This window comes from Ruminococcus sp. AF20-12LB, from assembly GCF_003478985.1.
Lineage (GTDB): Bacteria > Bacillota > Clostridia > Lachnospirales > Lachnospiraceae > Blautia_A.
Window position 1 is genome coordinate 43,810 of sequence record NZ_QUGH01000009.1, and the last position, 19,502, is coordinate 63,311.

At 35.1% G+C, this 19,502-nt stretch carries 22 protein-coding genes; all 22 read right to left on the reverse strand.

The features are described from left to right. Positions 1-14: 14 nt before the first annotated feature. Positions 15-389: a hypothetical protein gene (locus DWX61_RS11925; RefSeq protein ID WP_147419627.1), complete on the reverse strand. Its 375-nt coding sequence runs from the start codon at positions 387-389 to the stop codon at positions 15-17. 109 nt (positions 390-498) lie between these two features. Continuing rightward, positions 499-723, reverse strand: a complete 225-nt coding sequence (locus DWX61_RS11930) for a cold-shock protein (protein ID WP_118625478.1) — start codon at positions 721-723, stop codon at positions 499-501. A gap of 77 nt (positions 724-800) precedes the next feature. After that, positions 801-1,121 (reverse strand): hypothetical protein, encoded by a 321-nt coding sequence (locus tag DWX61_RS11935; protein WP_118625480.1) that lies wholly within the window; start codon positions 1,119-1,121, stop codon positions 801-803. Positions 1,122-1,214: 93 nt separating this feature from the next. Then, entirely contained in the window at positions 1,215-1,526 is a 312-nt protein-coding gene (locus DWX61_RS11940; RefSeq protein WP_118625482.1) for a hypothetical protein, read from the reverse strand. A gap of 66 nt (positions 1,527-1,592) precedes the next feature. After that, on the reverse strand, positions 1,593-2,279 hold the full coding sequence (locus DWX61_RS11945; protein WP_118625484.1) for a hypothetical protein: 687 nt from the start codon (positions 2,277-2,279) through the stop codon (positions 1,593-1,595). A 20-nt stretch (positions 2,280-2,299) separates the two neighbouring features. Further along, positions 2,300-2,599 carry a hypothetical protein gene (locus DWX61_RS11950; protein WP_118625486.1) on the reverse strand — a complete coding sequence of 100 codons (300 nt, stop codon included), beginning with the start codon at positions 2,597-2,599 and terminating at the stop codon, positions 2,300-2,302. 93 nt (positions 2,600-2,692) lie between these two features. Next, positions 2,693-3,742 carry an FtsZ/tubulin family protein gene (locus DWX61_RS11955; protein ID WP_182433991.1) on the reverse strand — a complete coding sequence of 350 codons (1,050 nt, stop codon included), beginning with the start codon at positions 3,740-3,742 and terminating at the stop codon, positions 2,693-2,695. Beyond that, the gene (locus DWX61_RS11960) at positions 3,735-3,989 is read right to left on the reverse strand and encodes a hypothetical protein (RefSeq protein WP_118625490.1); all 255 of its coding nucleotides are present in this window, start codon (positions 3,987-3,989) and stop codon (positions 3,735-3,737) included. Before DWX61_RS11960 ends, DWX61_RS11955 begins: the two co-directional genes overlap by 8 nt. 157 nt (positions 3,990-4,146) lie before the next feature. Next, entirely contained in the window at positions 4,147-4,422 is a 276-nt protein-coding gene (locus DWX61_RS11965; RefSeq protein ID WP_118625492.1) for a hypothetical protein, read from the reverse strand. 522 nt (positions 4,423-4,944) lie between these two features. Next, complete coding sequence (locus DWX61_RS11970) at positions 4,945-6,762, reverse strand: N-6 DNA methylase (protein ID WP_118625494.1); 1,818 nt, start codon at positions 6,760-6,762, stop codon at positions 4,945-4,947. Between the two features lie 207 nt (positions 6,763-6,969). Next, positions 6,970-7,554, reverse strand: a complete 585-nt coding sequence (locus DWX61_RS11975) for a hypothetical protein (protein ID WP_118625496.1) — start codon at positions 7,552-7,554, stop codon at positions 6,970-6,972. A 93-nt stretch (positions 7,555-7,647) separates the two neighbouring features. Further along, entirely contained in the window at positions 7,648-8,205 is a 558-nt protein-coding gene (locus DWX61_RS11980; RefSeq protein WP_118625498.1) for a Uma2 family endonuclease, read from the reverse strand. A 300-nt stretch (positions 8,206-8,505) separates the two neighbouring features. Next, entirely contained in the window at positions 8,506-9,681 is a 1,176-nt protein-coding gene (locus DWX61_RS11985; protein ID WP_182433992.1) for a peptidoglycan-binding domain-containing protein, read from the reverse strand. Positions 9,682-9,945: 264 nt separating this feature from the next. Then, positions 9,946-10,212, reverse strand: coding sequence for a hypothetical protein (locus tag DWX61_RS11990; RefSeq protein WP_118625502.1), 267 nt, complete (start codon positions 10,210-10,212; stop codon positions 9,946-9,948). Between the two features lie 561 nt (positions 10,213-10,773). Further along, a complete protein-coding gene (locus DWX61_RS11995) occupies positions 10,774-12,450 on the reverse strand; it encodes a recombinase family protein (protein ID WP_118625504.1) in 1,677 nt (558 codons plus the stop codon). 94 nt (positions 12,451-12,544) lie between these two features. Continuing rightward, positions 12,545-12,697, reverse strand: coding sequence for a transposon-encoded TnpW family protein (locus tag DWX61_RS12000; protein WP_118625506.1), 153 nt, complete (start codon positions 12,695-12,697; stop codon positions 12,545-12,547). A 442-nt stretch (positions 12,698-13,139) separates the two neighbouring features. Next, positions 13,140-13,379 (reverse strand): helix-turn-helix domain-containing protein, encoded by a 240-nt coding sequence (locus DWX61_RS12010; RefSeq protein ID WP_118625508.1) that lies wholly within the window; start codon positions 13,377-13,379, stop codon positions 13,140-13,142. Further along, the gene (locus tag DWX61_RS12015) at positions 13,376-13,798 is read right to left on the reverse strand and encodes an RNA polymerase sigma factor (RefSeq protein ID WP_022615780.1); all 423 of its coding nucleotides are present in this window, start codon (positions 13,796-13,798) and stop codon (positions 13,376-13,378) included. The genes DWX61_RS12010 and DWX61_RS12015 overlap by 4 nt, the downstream gene beginning before the upstream one ends. Before the next feature lie 573 nt (positions 13,799-14,371). Then, complete coding sequence (locus DWX61_RS12020; RefSeq protein ID WP_118625510.1) at positions 14,372-16,714, reverse strand: ABC transporter permease; 2,343 nt, start codon at positions 16,712-16,714, stop codon at positions 14,372-14,374. Continuing rightward, the gene (locus tag DWX61_RS12025; RefSeq protein ID WP_118209956.1) at positions 16,698-17,393 is read right to left on the reverse strand and encodes an ABC transporter ATP-binding protein; all 696 of its coding nucleotides are present in this window, start codon (positions 17,391-17,393) and stop codon (positions 16,698-16,700) included. Before DWX61_RS12025 ends, DWX61_RS12020 begins: the two co-directional genes overlap by 17 nt. A 62-nt stretch (positions 17,394-17,455) precedes the next feature. Then, on the reverse strand, positions 17,456-18,685 hold the full coding sequence (locus DWX61_RS12030; RefSeq protein ID WP_118209957.1) for a sensor histidine kinase: 1,230 nt from the start codon (positions 18,683-18,685) through the stop codon (positions 17,456-17,458). 2 nt (positions 18,686-18,687) lie between these two features. Then, positions 18,688-19,380 (reverse strand): response regulator transcription factor, encoded by a 693-nt coding sequence (locus DWX61_RS12035; RefSeq protein ID WP_118209958.1) that lies wholly within the window; start codon positions 19,378-19,380, stop codon positions 18,688-18,690. Positions 19,381-19,502: the final 122 nt, after the last annotated feature.

Below are 19,502 nucleotides of genomic sequence, written 5' to 3' on the forward strand. Positions count from 1 at the left end.
TATTTATTCTCTTCTTATCGTTCTTCTGGTAAGAAAATTGTTGTTTGTGGATTTTCATTCAAATCCGTTTGAATCCAAACTTCTTTACCATCAAGTCTATAAATTCCTATAACATCACCATGTCCAGATCTTATGGCTGCTTCATTTATTTTTGCATCTTCCCATCCCTCACCCCAATCACATGACTCATATGTTTTAAGCAAAGATTGAATCTCTGTGGAATCCAGATTATATCCCATTGCCATTACTCCGTTAGAAATATTCAATTCTCCAAGATAAAATTTCTTTCCTGTATTTGCTACTCTTTTGAGATTTGCAGCCCCTACTTTTCTGGATTCTTTTCTCATATAATCTAAAAATTCTTTACTGGCTAAAAATTCCTTATCCATTAGTCTATCCTTTCCCATTTTCATCGGTTGAACTAAGGAAATCCCTTATGATGTTCTCCAGTTCACAAACTGACCTTTTTATTTATCGTTCTCTGTTGCTCAATTCTGATTAAGCTAAGGTTACATTTGTCGCATATGAACCTTTTTCATTCTGTCCTACATCAAACTTAACAACTTCTTTCTCTTTGAGAAAACGGTATCCTTTTCTTCCATCAATACTAATTCCTGTATAATGGATGAAATACTCAGTACCATCATCCACTGTAATAAATCCGTAACCTTTTTCTGGATTGAACCATTTAACTGTTCCTATCACTTTCTTCTCTTCTGACATTTTTAATTTTTCCTTTCTCTATACATATAATCAATACGGGAATCGAACCCGTATTACCTATTAGTTCTCTATTTCATTTAGTAATCTGTATACAGCAGCATATCTTTAATCTCTTGTGGTGTAACACCATCAGCAACATCAAGTTGCATTAATGCATAGATATCCTTTGCACACATCCGTCCAATGTCTAACAATACATGTCCCACAGCAACCTCATATTTAATATCAATCATCTCTGCAAAGCATCCTGATTCACAAAGGAACTCTAATTCTTCTACAAATTGGTCTGGTGGGTAGTTTCTTACCATATCAACTGAATATATTTTGCCGCCAACAACAGATAACTTCTTATTATTAATAGCATCCAATAATTTTTTAGGTGTTGTATTCTTCTTCATGTTTTTTGCTCCTGTGTTTTTTGATAGTACATTGCACCAGATATACCGATGCAATGCACTGTATATTATTTATTTCTCTGTTGCAATTTCTGATTAATGAATTGCAAAATATTCAGATACCGCCTGATTGAAAAACTCATTACAGAATTCATCGAATTTCTTTTTATTCTCTTCTGCAACGATATCATCATCTTGAGGATCTACGGAAACATTCAGATTTCCATTTGTGAAATCAACATTTGCCCTCTTGATAACATCGGAAAAATTCTCTTTAGAAATCATTTCCTGAAGCTTTTTATTGCTGTTGTAATATTTGCTACATAAGCTATTAAGCTTTTTAGCAATGTCACGCTCAAGATTTTTATTTACCGCTTTCATAATTCCACTCATAATATTTTCTGACATAATTTTAGTTCTCCTTTTCTCAGATGCAGCTCCATCCACTGATATATATTTCTCTGTGTGTTTATTTTAGTTTGCTGTTTCTTTGTTTTTGTTCTTCCAGTCCATATAGGCAACAAATAATGTAGCAGGATCAATATTGTTTACAGTGCCAATCTGAAAAATAATTCTTCCTTTATCTAAAGAAAGATTACTTACAGATAAAATCTTATCCATAATTTCTGACCATAAGCACCATTCAGCATCAGTTTTACTCATAAGCTCCAATTTAATCTGCTCATCGGAAGCAATACTTTTTGTCCATGTTCGTGCTAGTTCACACTGTTTATGTACTGGTACTCCAATGAATGATTTTGATTCACTATCGTTGTTGGACGGAATCTCAATCCCCACTTCCTCATATGCTTGTTTTATTGTCATACCCATCATAACTTTCTCTCTTACCTTACTTAATTTTTCAACATTTTCTAATTCCTCATCTGTCATATATTCCTTCATACGGATATATCTTCTTAAATTAAATTTTTCAACGTTGGCTTCTTCAAAAACACTTGCCCCGCATTCGCCATAATCCAAAATATATACACCTGTGTCTGTATCCACTAATATCTGATCTGCATTTTCCAACATATATGACATATGGATTTTATCTCCATCCATAAACCCTACAATTCCCGGAACACTTTTATCCATATGTCTCCATGTTTTATCTGCCATTGCTTTCTTAAATTCTTCAACTGTGATTTTTTTCATCATGATATGTGTCCTCCCCTGTATTAGCGTCTGATTACGATAAAATTGATATTGTATACTTCCATGCGAATGGAATAACAGGTATCTCTCTCGCTGATTTTATCAATACGCTCAATGCTGTCTGTCTTGAGCGTAAGTGATGCTTTGTCATTAGATGAGAAAGTAATCTCTTTCTTGTTTTTGTCATAGTGAACTTCCGCAAAAGGAATCTCTACTCCCATTATTTTTTCACATACTTCATATGAATTGATAGCAATCATTACTTTTGCATCTCCAACCCACTCCATAAACTGTTCTACTGTTGCTGAATCTTTTGTCATCATGTCTCTTGTCCTCCTGTGTTCTTACTTGTTGTTTTGATATAGGTTACTTATATATTCTCTATATGTTACTTGTTCATAGTTGTTCGTAGCTTCTCAATCTAACCCTTCCAATAATTCCAGACTTGTACGTTTACGCTTACTTACTGACTTATTATCTGGAATAACTGGACTCTCAATCTCTTCTAAATCATCAAGTAGAGTTAAAGATTGTCTACGACTGAGCCTAGCACGTTGTTCATCCGAAGCATCTTTACCAAGTTTTTTAATATATTCAACTGGAAAAGATAATCCTGATGCACAAGCTATATTGACCGCTCCATTAGATCCCGTAAAAATGTTCTCTGGAACACCAATAGCTTTTTCAATTTCATGCTCGTCAATCTTATTTTTGCCTTGATTGATGATTCCAAGGTTTCCAACAATACCATCTGCATTGATAGGAAGAAAAATATTTTTTACAGTTAATGCTTTTACCATATCAGCGGTAGTTACTCTGTTATTTTCTGAATTTTTATCAGATAACATAGCAATCACAAATGCACCGTTATCTTTCAGCATCTTCATCTTTTCAGAATCATCAAAGTTTGACCCACTGGAATAGGAAGTATCACTTAAAAATGCATCCAACATATTTACCAGAATCGTATTAATCTTTTTCAAATCTGAATAAGATTCATTATTTACAAAGATGATTGCACCCAGTTCTTCAATCTGCATAAGTTCTTTTGCTACGTTATACGCATTCAGTCTTTTCTGAATTGACTCATCTTGTCTTGGCATAAGAATTACTGGAACAACAATTTTATCTGGATTTTGCACCAGAATTTCACTTACAAATGTAATACATCCTGATCCTGATGAACCGCCTCCAGAAGCAATCACAATATTGATTTTTTTCTCTATTTCTTTAAGTTTCTTCAATATATGCTTGTTACGTTTTAACGCTTCATAGGCAAGTTCTCTATTTCCTGCAAGACCGTCATATCCTTCAAGCCTCATACTATTTTTAGCATTGGGAATACTTTTAATATCTTGTTCTGATCCGTTTACCGAATATGTAAGATAATTTCTCTCCTGGAACTCATAAGTTACAGTCATACCGCCTAAACCTAAACCAATAACTGCCGTTGAATCTTTAAGCATGTTCGTTCTCCTCTTCATTCTTTATTAGCTTCAAGCCTTTTTCTGTGATGTAATATGTGTATGCTTGCCAATCTCCACATCCACGCTCTACATATCCTTGCTCTCGTAAATTTTTTATTTTTCGAGAAGTTGTTGTTCTGCATGATTTTGACATTTCCATGATTTCCTGTAATGTCATGCTGTGAAAATGACTGGTACAATTCTTCTTTTTCAAAATCTTTAGAATCACATAACCCAATCTGTTCATTTGATAAATCACCTCCCGTATTTATCACTTTCCTGTTTATTAGTTAGTCCGTAGTGTGCTATAGGATAGTAATACAATTTCAATAGTGTTGTATAACTGACCACTGAAAGGTAAAAATTTTTGATTCCATCCATATAATCAAGATGAAATCATTGTTTCAAACATCCGTCTTTTCTGGCTCATTTTGCTGCTTTTTGATAGACTTCTCCCATCGTTTTCTGCTTCTATGTGCTTGCTTACGGGTTTTGAATACGTGCTTTAGCGGAATGGTAAATGTTTCACTATCTCTAAATGAATAAAAGTTTACACTTACCAACGCCATATCACCAGGTAGTAAATCCATGATGTTCACTTCGAGTACATCATCTCCCCAAGATGGCACATAATAGCGTAGTCTTGGATACATTGCCATAATTTCTTCGGCTTTAACCATACTGTGATCCTCCTGTTATTCAGTTTTCATGGTTCATTTTAGGTATAAGAAATAAACTGATCTGCGAATGCACAAAAGTACATAGCTTACCTGTCATATTCTTATTACTCTTAAATTTTTTTATCGGGAAATAAACTGTGCAGACTTGCACAAAAATGAAATTAATGATATACTTTATCTTGTCTAAGGAAAAGTATAGACTTCATTCGTGATGCCTGTACAATTACATATTGGATTGAGTCGTAGGAAGCTCTTTCCAAACTAAAGGGAAGTTTCAGCGTTGTAGGAGATGCTGAAACTTTCCTTTTTATTTTCCGTAACACCATTATATATCCGAACATGTGTTCTGTCAATTGCAACGTTACAAAATTTTTAAGTTTCCTTACTCGTTCCGATATACTATTGTCCCATCAACTGAGCAGCTATGTTTCTCTACTGCTCTTGTTGATGTTTTGATTATATCATTCCATCTGGAATGTGTCAATATGTTTTCTATATCTTTTCAAAAAGGTTTTTGATAACCTAATTTGGAATAATTTCAATACTATCATCATAAATATGTTCTATTTCATTCATTGTTGAAACATATTTGTTTATTAATTCCTTAACTTCACCTAATTTTTTTACGTATTTTGTTGCCAATTCATCCTGATCCGTTTTTGGTAATAATGACACTTCCATTTTCTCAAGGTTTTTCGGAGTAATAGTTTTTATAGATGTTCCCGTTTGAATACTTGATAACTGTGCCTTTCCTGTTTCGCTATCTAAAAATGTTTTAAGATAAAACGGATTTAAGACTTTCTTATTAGTACGAATTGCAATAAGATTTCCGCTTAATATAGTCTTTATATCATTCTTTTGCTCATAAACGGCACACTTTATTGTTGTATTTTTCGCAGTCAATACTATATCACCATCTTCTAAAAGAAATTTTTGAACTTTAGATATATCCTCTATAACTACAGGAGTAAGCCCATCAACTATAAATCCCTCATTTGTTAAATCCGATATATTTATAATTCTATATGGCGTGATTTCTGGATTATCAGTAATAATGTTATCTAAATTTTGTGCATTAATCTGGTATCCCCTAAAAATAATAGTACACATTTTTCCTAATTCTGTACCATTTATTAACACTTCTCCACTGTCTATATATTTTTGAACTGATAAATAGTAATCCGCTTGTACAATCTCCTCCCTAGTTACTAAATATTTATTTTCTCCAGAATGTACATACAAATTTACAATTGAATCAATATCTTCTTCTGTAAAAATAGTCTCTCTTCTTGTTTTATGACACATTTCTTCCGCATCTATCATAATCACTTTATCTGTTAACGCTCTATTCTTCTTTAATACTAAAAGTGATGATTTAACACCTGTATATGGTGATAAAATTCCAACAGGAAGAGAAATAACCGCATCCAAATAATTATTATTAATCATCAATTCCCTTATATTTTTGTCTACACTATTAAATAATCCACCTTCTGGAACTAAAACAATCATCTTTCCATCATGTGACAATTGTTCTAAAAAGAACACACAACTTAACATATTTGATGAATATCTTTTTATCTTTAAATTATTTTTTGCAATGGACGACAAATAAAGTTTTGGTATCATTTCGTCCATGTCATACTTTATATTAAATGGGTAAGTTACATATATACCATCAAACATTTGTTCAGATATAGTAAATATCTCTTTCCTATCAATTTGAATATTAGAATCACATATATATGCTCTGGCTTTCGCTATATCTGCAAATCTTATATTTGATGAATATCCGCAAAAACAAGTAGCTTTATATTTTTGTGCCATTTCTAACAAAAATGACCCTATGCCACAATCAGCGTGTAAAATGCTATTTTCTTTTTTTACATCTAATAATTTCATCACCAAGTCATTTATTGTGTTTATTTCGTTAAAATTACTAAGCAACTTATAATTTTGAGCTACCTCTTTAAAAGGCGGATTCAAAATAAATTCTTTCAAATGTTCTTCACCTAACGAAGCCAATGAATCAAACAATGTTATTAATATTGTGTCTGATATATCAATAAAGTCTCCTGCCACCCCCCAAATTATATCTCGACATCTTTTCTCCTTATTGCTTGCACTTCTTTTTATACTTTCAACAATTCCAAAAGGCACATGTCTTGAAACTAAGTTTAATTTAACATACGTTATTATTTCGTCCATTTGTTCTTTACCAATAAGTACAATAATAGACGATGCTTCTAGCATTAATAAAGAAGCATCTGATCTTTGAGATTTATAATTTATATAATCTTGAATTTCTTTCAAGTGGCTCTGAACTCTTATTGCATCCAATCTTATAATCCTCCGTTCTATATATCAAATCACTATTTTACTATACATCTATTTATTTTTTTAGTCAAGGTTATTGATAACCTAAGTTTTGTTTCCAACACAAAAGCCTCCCAGATTAACTCCTGAGAGGCTTTCATACTGTTCATATTAAATTATGTCTATTACATATTTCAAATATCTCTTTTAAAATCATGTCGACAAAAATTTTCAAGACTCTGAAATGCGTTTTATTTCCAAATCCAATTTTGATTTCTTAAAAAATATATCTGTATTACACGAAATTCTACGCCACCTGTTTTCATCGCAACGTTGAAATTTTATGGTTATTTCTTGAACATACATATTTTTATCAGATTTCATTAATAATATTATTACAACATTTAATTCATTATGTTTTTTATCAATTTCGTTTAGATTTAAATTTACATTTTTTGTAGAATTAATCTCACCTGTTGAATAATGATCTTCTCCTTCCTTGTAAGTTATATTTCTTGTTTGATTTCCATTTACAAAAACATCCATATGTAAAATATCTACGCCAGTTTGTCCCATATTTCGAATTGGTAATCCAGTTTCATCTAAAAGATAATCCCCATTACATGGAATATCTTTCTCCCAATATTTATACCCAACAGTAGTATATGCAATCTCAAATTTTCCTTTTTCAATTTTCTTTAAATGACCATTAAAAAGTCTATTTTTAGTTGCATTAATTATCTCTGTAAGTATTTGATCAAAAACAAATTCTTTTAACCACGGTGTAAATTCTACAAAAAAATTTATAATACTCATTATTTGACAGCTCCTTTTATAAAAAAGAGAATTTTCTATACTACTATTTGTATATGAAAATCCTCTTTTGTAAAATCGTCTATTATTTAATCTTTATTCTACGTTCTCAAACATCTCTGCTAATGTCATAGAGATTTTCGGAAAATCTTTCAGCGTCACCACTGTATCTGCATTATAATGATCTTCTTCTGGATCATCCTGCAAGATATAGCTATACTTCAAATCATATTTACCATCTTCAAGATAATAAATCTGTACTGCTCTTTCTTTCGGTGAGATGATCCAATACTCTTCTACGCCTGCTGCTTGATAAATTTCTTTCTTTACGGTCATATCTCTCAATGCTGTTGCAGGACTAAGAGTTTCCACAATAAATCTGGGTGTACCAGTATAAGAACAACCTTTCAAATGCTTACGGTCACATATAATCATTACATCCGGTATCACATAATCATTATTTTCCTGTGCATGATATTTATAATCCAGATTCTCCATAAATGCTAAACACAAGCTGCCTTTTAATCCTATTTTTATGATGGAATAAATATTACCGTCTACAATCCCATGCTGATAATTCGGTGATGGTGACATATTATAGATTACACCATTAATCTTCTCTTCTTTTCTATATTCCTCTTTAAGTAATGGCATATTATCACCTCCAAGTGAATTTTGTTATATGTACATTATAATATAGATCATGTCTGTTCAGCAACTTATTTTTCTGCTTCTAACAAAGCAGATATAAATATCATCACAGCAGCAGTCGTGTTATACTCATTTCTTCACAATATATTAATGAAATAACCATCAAATTTCAACGCAAATGCCTTTAAGGTAAAGTTGTTAGGGTAGATGGTTTTCGTCCAGAATTTAAGGTTGTATATAAGGATTCTCAGCGTAGAATTTAATAGTTACAATTCTGTTTTACTTCCCTTCCGTCATAAAAAATCAATTTTGTTGCTGCACTGCCTGTTCCAACTGAGCAATTAAATCCGGTGTAATATCTGTGTTTTCAGCATATCCATAATCTTTTTCAAATTGAAGAATTGCACTATTTGTCAATTTTCCTGGAACTCCATCGGTGCTTCCTGAGTTATATCCCAACTGCGTTAATAATTGCTGAACTTTTTGAATATTTTCTTTGTCAGTATAAACAACTCTCTGTGATACTATTCCATTATTAACAGTTAAGTAAATCTCATTTGTTTCTGCTTTTAACTGATAACTGTCTTTTTTATAAATTGCCAATTTAAAATCAATAGTACTGATATCATCAATATCTATACTTCCGAGCTGATCCTGATAAATATCTAAAATTGCTTCACCAGTTTTTCCAGATTGAATTTCACCATATAGTGAGGAATTAATAGATGTTCCATTCACAACTATACTGTTGTTTGCTGATGAGATTGATATATCCTTATGATACAAATTGACAACGCTCATCACTAATCTCTGGCTATTATACTGTGATTTTCCATATCCTGTGATTGTAATTTTAATGCCATCGTCATTATAAACTTCTATCGGCTGTTGATTTTCACCTAAATTGACATCACTTGTATCAGCGGATGTTGTTCCATCTGTAGTATCTGTTGAAGTAATGGTGTATGTTGCTGTACCAGATTCTAATGCTGTCTTAGTATCTCTAAACTCTTTCAAATTTGTTTGATCCTCAATATCCATGCCATAATAATCTACAAAATCCGGAACCAATATAGCACGAACGTTATAACCAGCACTCCAAAACTGATTATATATGCTATTAGAATCCTTATAATATCCAATAGCTTTTTGCTGTGTTTCAAGCGCATCAATATATGCAGCTGCCATCATTGAAAATTTTTTATTATCAAAAGTACAATCCTTATATTTTTCTAACAGATCATATTCTGCGTTTACAACATTTGTATCAAAATCTATAACTTCATCACTGGACATACTTTCAGTATCTCCTGAGTTATCACTAATTTCCCAGCGTTTTTCAAGACCTGTTTTCAAATCATCTAAAAAGTCTTCTTGAGATGCAGTATTATTTTTCTCTTTTGCCATTACCGTTATCGAAGACATCATAGAAATTGCCGTAATAACAGCAAGTACACTTTTGAATATTTTCTTTTTCATTTGTTCGCTCTCCATTCTTTATTATTTTTTATCTGAGCAACTTCCTATTTTAAATAAGAATACAACTTCTTATTCATTATAATATCATGTTAAGAACACCCATTCAACAGATTATATTTTTTCTTTTTCGATGATACTATGATTATTATATTATTTTGTTCACAGAAATACTAAGGTAGTCATTCTGTGAACTGTATGAGCGTTTCCATTTTGAGAATCGGTAGCGTTGATTCCATTATGTAGCGTTCCCAGATTTGAGAACGGTTATATATACTGATTCTCTTTCTTTCCAGTTAATTCCTTATATCCTGCGTTGATACTCTTTTCACCTGAGAGAACTTCTTGTTTTAGTTTCTCATTGTCTGAATCTAATATCTTCTTTCCTTTAGAGTATGTATCAGTTGATACACCCGCTGTTTCTGCTAATTTAGCACGTACATCAATTTTATTTTTAGAATCGACAGTTGTTGAAGAAATCTGCAAAAACTGTTCATTCTTATTGTTTTCATTGTTTTGTCTTGCAATCATCATTGCATTTTGCTTATTCTCCTTTGCCTGTTTTTCATAAATAGGTCTATACTTTTCGGTAATAGCAATTTTCTGAATAGGAGTAACCGATACTGTCGGTTATGAATATATAAGGATAGTTTTTTTGAACCTCACCCAGTATGGAATGATCCGTTTAACATTCTGGCAAATTTGCCGTAAAGTTGTCACTTGGTGACAATTATTTAGACTGTTCTCCATTTGGAGAAGACTCTAACTTTTCTGAGCGTCCCCAAAACGGGGGATGGTATATTTATTAATGTTGCAGCAGGGATGATGTTGGTGTTTTATGTGCTATATGTTGTGTGTAATTGGTTTCTGGTATGCTATATATTGTATGTTATTTATGTTTTACATACTATATATTGTGCAATCTCACTCTCTCATAACCCAAAAATATTTTAATCACGAACAACAATCCTTGATATTTGCTTTGATTATCAAACTATTTCTTATAAACTGAAAACTCCCAGATAGCCTTATAAATGTGAGGGTTTGGTAAGGATGTTTTTAAGATTTAGGTTTTGCGGTATAGTATGTTATGTACTATACCGCTTTTCCTTTCCACAAAGTGACCTTTGAATGGTCGAATACTCCGATATGGTTATAGATAATTTCAATTTCCTGTAAGCGTTTACCGCTGCTCTTATCAGGAGCATGGACAATAATTTTGTCGATAAACTCATGCACAATTTCTGGTGTGAGTTCTGTAAGGTTAGTGTACTTGCGGACTACTGAAAGAAATTGCTTTACATCCACAGATTGTTTTTCTTCTTTCTGTAATTCTTTCTCTAAGGAAGTCTGTTCTTCCTGCAAAGTATGCTGTTCTTCCTCATATCCTCTTGAAAGTTTCATAAAGCGTTCATCTGAAAGTTTTCCACTAATGTTGTCTTCATAAATCCGTTGAAAAATTTTGTCCAACTCCTGAATACGGGAATGAATTTCTGTAAGCCGCTTCTTCTTGTGCAACAGTTCTTTATTTCTTTGCCGCATATCCGTGTCCATTACCATCTGAACAAATTCATCTTCATAATCTGACACATAGCGGATAACTTCTTTCAGGTTTTCCAGTACAATTTGTTCAACTACTACATTACGAATATAGTGCATAGTACATGATTTTGAATTGTGTCGGTAATTGCTGCATACAAAATTATGTTTCTCTGCGCTCTGTGCCATTTGCCTATGAAATGTCATTTTGCTTCCACAATCTGCACAGTAGAGCAAACCAGAGAACATAGGCATATCCCCCATTTTGGTAGGGCGGCGTTTTCCAGAACGGATTTTCTGTACAATCTCAAAGGTTTCCTTGTCAATGATTGCTTCATGGGTATTCTCAAAAATCTTCCATTGTTCAGGACTGTTATCAATTTTTTTGCGATTTTTATAAGACTTAACATGGGTCTTAAAATTCACAGTATGTCCTAAATAGTCCATTCTTTCTAAGATATGAGATACCACAGTCGCGCTCCACAGATACTTGTCAGGTGGAAGAACGGTTCGTGGCTTTTCCCCATGCTCTAGCGCATAATAAGTAGGGCAAAGAATTTTTCTTTCCGTTAGAATATTGGCAATTCGTGTGGGTCCATAACCATTGACACATAAACGGAAGATTTCCCGAACCACTTCGGCGGCTTCTTCATCTATAAGCCATTCCTTTTTATTGTCAGGATTCTTCATGTAGCCATAAGGAGCGTGAGAACCGATATGCTCGCCTGCCATTCCTTTAGAACGTTTGACTGCACGGATTTTTTTGCTGGTGTCCTTTGCGTACCATTCGTTGATTATGTTACGAAATGGGGTAAATTCATTATCCCCCACATGACTATCTACGCCATCATTGACAGCAATAAAATGGACATCCATGTTCGGGAACATAATTTCTGTGTACATTCCCACCTGCAAATAATCGCGCCCAAGTCTTGACATATCTTTGACTATAACGCGTTTAATTCTTCCTGCTTCGACCTCTGCAATCATTCTTTGAAAATCTGGTCTGTTGAAGTTTGTACCGGAAAATCCATCATCTACAAAAAACACATAAGGCTGATACCCGTGCTCGATTGCATAACGCTTCAGGATTTTTTTCTGGTTAATAATACTGTTTGAATCACCCTCCTGTTTATCATCTTGTGAAAGCCGACAGTATAATGCGGTTAATTCCTCTGTTTGATTTCCAATCGGATAAATGGAAGTGATAGTGCTGTTTGACTGCTGTAACATAAATACCTCCTATCCGACAGTCAAACAGACAATGCTTTTGCAACTTTATTGTACCGCATTTTCTGTTTTCTGTCTGCCTTGTTTTATATCAAAATTATTGTTTCAAGTCATTATGGATAAGCCTTTTTACTTTCGTTACTGCGTCTTCCTGTGCCTGTTCTTTTGAGCGGGATTTTACCACATAGCAGGTGTTTCCTATCTGGTATTCCCGTATCATTTCAGGGGCAGGATTATTTGTATTTTCCATAAGATAACAACCTCCTGTTATTTTCTTTGAAGCAAACCGAACAGCTTTCGCTAAAGCTCATGGGAATCTCACCCCTGCATGGTTCTCATCCAGCCGTACCCTTTGCCAGCGGTGCTACATCATCACACGGACTAAGGCTGTACGGAAGTATCATTATCACGATAGAAGGTCATGGCGGCAGCTTTTGCGGGAAGCTGCTTATGGAACGCTGGCAGGAATCGCTATCCGGTTTCATCCCTCCTTTGGTGGGTTACGGCGTGCCAGCCCAACGGCTCTCTTTCTATCGAAACGTATTCGGCTGCTTTATGCTGCGTTGATTAGACGCTTTCTTTTTCAAGGAACAATCCGGCTTTGTCAGCCTGTTAAAATGCACTTTAATAGACTGGCAAGCTCTGTCTGGGAAGCATGGGCTTGTCCATGCTTCCACAGGAGAGCGTTATTTTTACTTTGGTTCCCTGATTTCAAAAGATAAAATCTTTGCAATCAGACGTGTTTCCATCCGGCGGCGTAGGGTTTCATCTACAACCATGTGGGTGTTCCCGTATTCGTCTTTCATGGGACGCATGGAACGGCTGGCAATAAAACCACTGTAATGGCGTACAATCTGGTTGACTGCTTCAATATCGCCGTCCGCAGCCCTTATAATCACAGGAAACGGAATCATAGGGTGCTTTGCTGTCATGCTTCTTCCTCCATAAATTTTTTGATAAATTCCAGTCCGGCGTGTCTTCTTCTCTGGATAGTAGAACGATTAACTTCCAGAATTTTTGAAATTTCCGTATCGTCAAATCCAAGAAAATAATATCTCAGGATAACGTCACGTTTCTTTCCATCCAGATTTTCCAACGCTTCTGCTAATAGGCTGTTTTCAATGCGGACAGTAAATCCGTCCATTTCAAAAGTATGGAAATGGGAGGGATAGGTGTCTTCGGAAGAAAACAAGTTGACGGTGTAATCGTCCATATCACAGAACAGGGTTTCCCGTTTACACTGTCTGGACAACGCTTTGAGATAGTCTTTGCGTTCATCCTCCATAGCGACTTTACAGATATAATCAAACTGGTTCTCTATGGTTGTCTGAAATTCAGATGGCTTCATCATTGCTCACCCCCTTTCCAGCCTTGAAAGGGAGCGAGTTGATAGGAATTTCTGCTTCTTTCTCCCTTTTCGCTCTTAGTCCCGACAGGACAGGGGGTGCAGTTGCGTTTTTGAATAAAAAAAATACACCCATTTAAAAAAATGCGTGCATAAGAAATAACAGTAGAATAAATGTGTCTTGTCAGTTCATATTCAAAGCCAAACTTTCCCGGTGGAGGAGCTATACTTTTTTTAATGAATGTAGCCTATGTACGTTATATAGCAGCAAAGAAATCCCCATAGCGGCAATCCTCCTAAATGCCGCTATTTATATTCTGTGTCGTCGTTGGTTCAGTAATAGACAAAAAGAAGCGGCGGCTCTAAAAATCAAAGCCACCGCTTCAAAAGCGCGTGAAAATCTGTCTGCGTTACGACGGCTTTTTTCTTTTGCCGTCGTCCGGCAGATAATAAGCAAATATTTTCTTTTCTTAATTTTATCAATATCAGCTTACTTTAAGATGAATTTTAGCTTACGGATTTGTAAGATAAAAAAGAGTGAGCAGTTTTAGAACTGCCCACTCAATAGATAATGTCAGATTATTGTGCGCTAATATTTTCGACGACAGACATTCGTTGTAACCGTTTTGCGGGTCCTTTAACTGCCAAAAGAGAAGTCAACAGTACAATGGCGATTATGAGTATAAGGGGAATAAACGGAATACTCCATGCTGTTCCCCAAATATTTGTTATAAGACTTACATAGATAACCCAGTGCATAGGAAGTCCAATGATACAGCCCCAAATCACTCCGCTTATTGCGTAGGTTCCTGCTTCTGCGATTATCATTTTTATAAGTTGGCGATTGCTCATTCCAATCGCTCGCATACTTCCGTATTCTTTCATTTTTGCGGCAACTCCCATATTGATTGTATTCATAATATGGAAAATGGTAATCGCAACGATAATAGATAGGAAGCCGTAAACAAGAACTGCAAAAGTATAATACAGATTTCTTTGCTGCTGCACTTGAGAAAGGCTGTCTGAAAATATCACGCCGCCATTAGTAAATATGTTTTTAATTGCGTTTACATCTTCACTGGAAGCGTTGTTCTCAAATTGAATGTCGATAATAGTATAGCCAGTTTCTCCGGTCAGTGCGGTAAAGGTTGCTTCCGAACAGAAAAAGGTTTCCGTACCCTTTACACGGGCTAAGGGGCTATCAGACAAAATTCCTGCAACCGTAACAGTTTTTTTCGTATTATTGATAGATAAAGTTATCTTGTCGCCAACTTGTACATCAACATTTCCCGTCTGTACGAATAGCACTTGATTTTCTTGCTGCATAACTGTTTCTATGGAACCTGCTACCAAAGAATCCGCCGCCCATTGAAATTGATTTTCCTCATAGGAAATAAGATTTGCATTGTAGCTTTTTCCATTATTTTCTGATGGAACATCATAAGCAAACATACGTCCGTATGCCCGCTTGACATCATTATTTTTCTTAATCTGTGCTAACATTTCGCTCTCAATCGAACAAGTATTAGTTTCACTTGCTATGGATAATTCCGGCGTATAAACCGGGGGCACAAAAGCATTTTGCATAAAATCAACAAGTGTACTGAACGTGAGAAACAATGTAATACAGATAGCAAATGCCCCTGTCATTAAAATGTAATTTCTTTTCTTTGCTTTTGCGTGATGAATACCCAATGCGGTTTCAATTTTAAATGTCTTTGTGTTAGCTGCTTTGTGAAACGTAGCTATTTGTCCAGCATTCCCTGATACAGCGGTAAGCGGAGAAACTTTTGCGGCTCTTTTTGCCGGAGAACAGGCAGCCAGTAAAACGGTCAGCAATCCTAACAAAATACTTGCGACTATACTTATCCAACTAATACCCCAAATCGGCATTGAAGAAAACCATTCTGGACTTATTACCCGCATGGCGGCAGACAAAATCCAGACAATCACAATGGAGAATATAATTCCAATGGGAATAGCCGTTTTACACCAATACAGCCCCTCTAAGCGTACAAATCGCATTATTTGTCTTTTGGTTGCCCCCAGACACCGGAGCATACCAAAAAATTCTGTTCTCTCTGCGACATTGCTGTTTAGACTGCTTGAAATCATCAAAATGCAAGTCAGCATGACAATAAGTGAAAGAATAAAGGCTACTTGATAAATCTGGTTTACACCTGTTTTCCCCTCTATTTGCCCTTGTATGCTCAAAAGAGGAGTATTTCCGGTTATCTGTTCATCAGTCAGATGATTGGCTGCTTTTATATCATTGATTGCGTCCGGTATATTGCATAAATGTGAAAACTGGGCAACATAACTTTCATTAGCGCTAGAAACAGCCAGCGTTCCTAAACCCTCTGGTGTCATTACTACAATCGGCAAATTCTCAGCAATCAAGCGTGAAGTTTTTGTATCATCTAAAAAGCCAACTATCTGATAATCTGCCACACTTCCGTTCGGATTATACAATTCAACTGTATCATTCAACAAAACAGAAGCAGTATCTTTAAGTGAAGAAGATATTGCAATCTCGTTTGGTGCGTCTGGATATTCTCCCTCTGCAATCCCGTTCAGAAATATATCTTCAAAAACCCTTTTATCTTGTGCGCTGATAGTAATAGGCTGTTCTTTAATAGAATATCCTGCTTCAGAAGAAACTGTATTATGCCACCCGGAAATTTTTACCTCTGGACGAGCTGAAATAAAGGAAGCTGTCTGCGAATCAATAGTATGAAACGCATAATGCCAGTTTCCGCTTTTCTCTATTTCGTGTTGCGTAACACCCTGTAAATACATATCGGCAAGACCAAACATGACAGCAACCAAAATAACCGCAAGAGTAATACAAATACGGGTCATTCTACTTTGCTTGCGGTGGATTTTGGTCAATATAGGGACAAGTTTAAGATAATGCTTCATTTGCTGTCCCTCCTAAGTCTGTAAGAATACCGTCGCTCACACGAAACACCCTGTCAACCGAAGATGTTAAATTATTATTGTGCGTTATCATCAAAATTGTTTGTTTAAAATGTCTTGACGCACTGATAAGCATATCAATAACGTCTTGACTATTTTTACTGTCGAGGTTTCCCGTTGGTTCGTCAGCTAAAATTAGTTTTGGCTGTGTTATCAAAGCTCTCCCAATCGCTACTCGTTGTTGCTGTCCTCCGGATAACTGGCTAGGTAAATGATAGCGGCGTTCTGCCAATCCAAGTAAATCGAGGATTTCGTTTACTTTTTTAGGGTCTGGCTTTTGATAATCTAACAGTAGAGGGAAAATAATATTTTGTTCTACATTCAGCTCAGACACAAGTTGGAATGACTGAAAAATAAATCCTATGTTGCGTCGTCTGTAAATTGTCCGTTTTTCTTCTTTCATAGAAAACAGATTTTGCCCGTCAATAAAAATAGAGCCTGAAGTCGGCATATCTAAAGCACCGATGCAGTTAAGCAAAGTACTTTTTCCAGAACCAGATTCACCTACAACTGCGGCAAATTCCCCTTTTTCAAGAGAGAAAGACACATTTTTTAAAGCATTTACTTTTGCTTCGCCTTTCCCGTAAGTTTTACATAATTTTTCAACTTTTAAAATTTCCATAAATCATAGACCTCCTTTCTTAAAGGATAACAGGAGCAGCTTACAATCCGGTGAATTTCACCTTACGATTTCGTAAGGAAAGAAACTGAAAAAGTAGTACCTTCATGTAAAACACTTTGAACAGAAATAAGCCCCTCTTGTCCCTCTATAATAGATTTTGCAAGAGGAAGTCCTAACCCAATTCCCGGAGTGTTGAGGGAATATTTACTGCGATAAAAGCGTTTGAAAATATGGTGTATATCTTCCGGGGCAATTCCACTTCCATTATCAGAAACTAAAATTCGTATCATAGTTGGTGTACTTTCCCAAGTAATCTTTATTATTCCACCTATTTCTGTATGGTCTAACGCGTTCTTTACAAGGTTCCCAATCGCTTCACTTGTCCAATCCATATCACACATAATAACTTGATTAGATGTTCCATTTACAATAATCTGTTTTTTTTCTTGTGCAGCTCTTATTGTAAGTTCACTGATAGCGTTTTTAACTAATTCCTGTATAAGACAGGTACGCTTGTCAAAAAGAATATTTCCAGTATCTAAACGTGCGATTTTAAGCATAGACAAAATAAGCTGTTCTATTCGTTTTAAGGCGGTTCCGGTTTTTTGCGAAAATTTTTTTACTGTTTCAATATTATCTGGTTCCGCTTCTATAATTTCTTGATACATCATCAAAGCTGCTAATGGAGTTTTCAGTTGATGTGAAATATCTGAAATTGTGCTTTTCAAAAATTCTTTTGTTTTATGTTCTGTTTCACTTTTGGCTTTAAGCATAGTTGCAAGCTGTTCAACAGAAGCAAATAAACGAAAAAGTTCCCCCTCACTGTCTTGCGGTAAATGACAAGAATAGTCATTGTTAATATAGTTATCTATAATTTTTCCAGACTGTCGATATAGATTATTTCTAATTTGTAGGAAAGAAATAACCCCAATGACAAGAATTATCACTAGACAAATTCCCCCTCCTAATGCTATACGCAAAAAGTGATATTGAAACTGGGAAAAATGTGGCAACAAGCTACCAAACGTATTTGTGGTAATTCCCAGATTATCTAAAAATTCCATTCCCGCGGTACTTATATCTGTGGAAGAAATAGCATTGGCAATTACTTCTTTTGAAACCGCCTGTTCCAACAAGGCAGATACAATAGCTCTATCATGTTCCAGATACATAGACTTTGCTGTATTTAATTGATTTATAGAAAACCATGTAGAAACTCCCACAAGTAAAATACTGTATATAGCAATAAAAAGAGAAAAGTGTTTTATTTGCTTGTCACGAAAAATATTCATACTTACACCTCTTTCCACTGATAACCAAAGCCGCGAATGGTTATTAAGCGCTGCGGGTGGGAAGCGTCAGTTTCCACTTTTTCGCGAAGCCGCCGGATATAAACCGATAAGGTGTTATCGTCAACAAAATTTCCTGTACCGTCCCATAAATCATTTAGAATAATATCTCTAGAAACAATGCGATTTGCATTTCGTACTAACAGACAAAGCAGACGGTATTCTGCGTTTGTCAGTTCTAGTATTTTATTGTTCAAAATTACGCGGCAACTTAAAAAGTCAATCGAAATGTCCCCACATTTCAATACACTTGCCTTGTCCTGAGGTGTTACTCCTGCACGTCGTAACAAGGCACGAATACGGGAACATAGTTCCCCCAACTTAAAGGGCTTTGTAACATAATCGTCCCCGCCACAATCCAAGCCACGAATAATATTGACTTCTTCATCAGAAGCAGTCAAAAAGATAATCGGTATTTGTTTGTTATGTTTCCGCACATTTTTGCAAACCTCAAAGCCTGTTCCGTCCGGCAGTGTCACATCAAGAATAAGCAAATCGTATTTTTCGATTTGCGCTAATTGCTTTTCTGCTTCTTCAACAGTACGGGCAATATCAACGTAGAAACCATTTTTCTTTAGAGAGTAATACAACCCGTCTATTAAGCTAATATCATCTTCTAAAAGTAATAAGTTACTCATGCTTAAACTCCTTTCTCCTTGCGTCAACAGGTTTTTCTGCATCCTTTGGTATCAACCACATATAACCGATTTTTGAAACTCTCGGTATTCTATCTTCCTTACAAAGAATCTGTACACGTCGT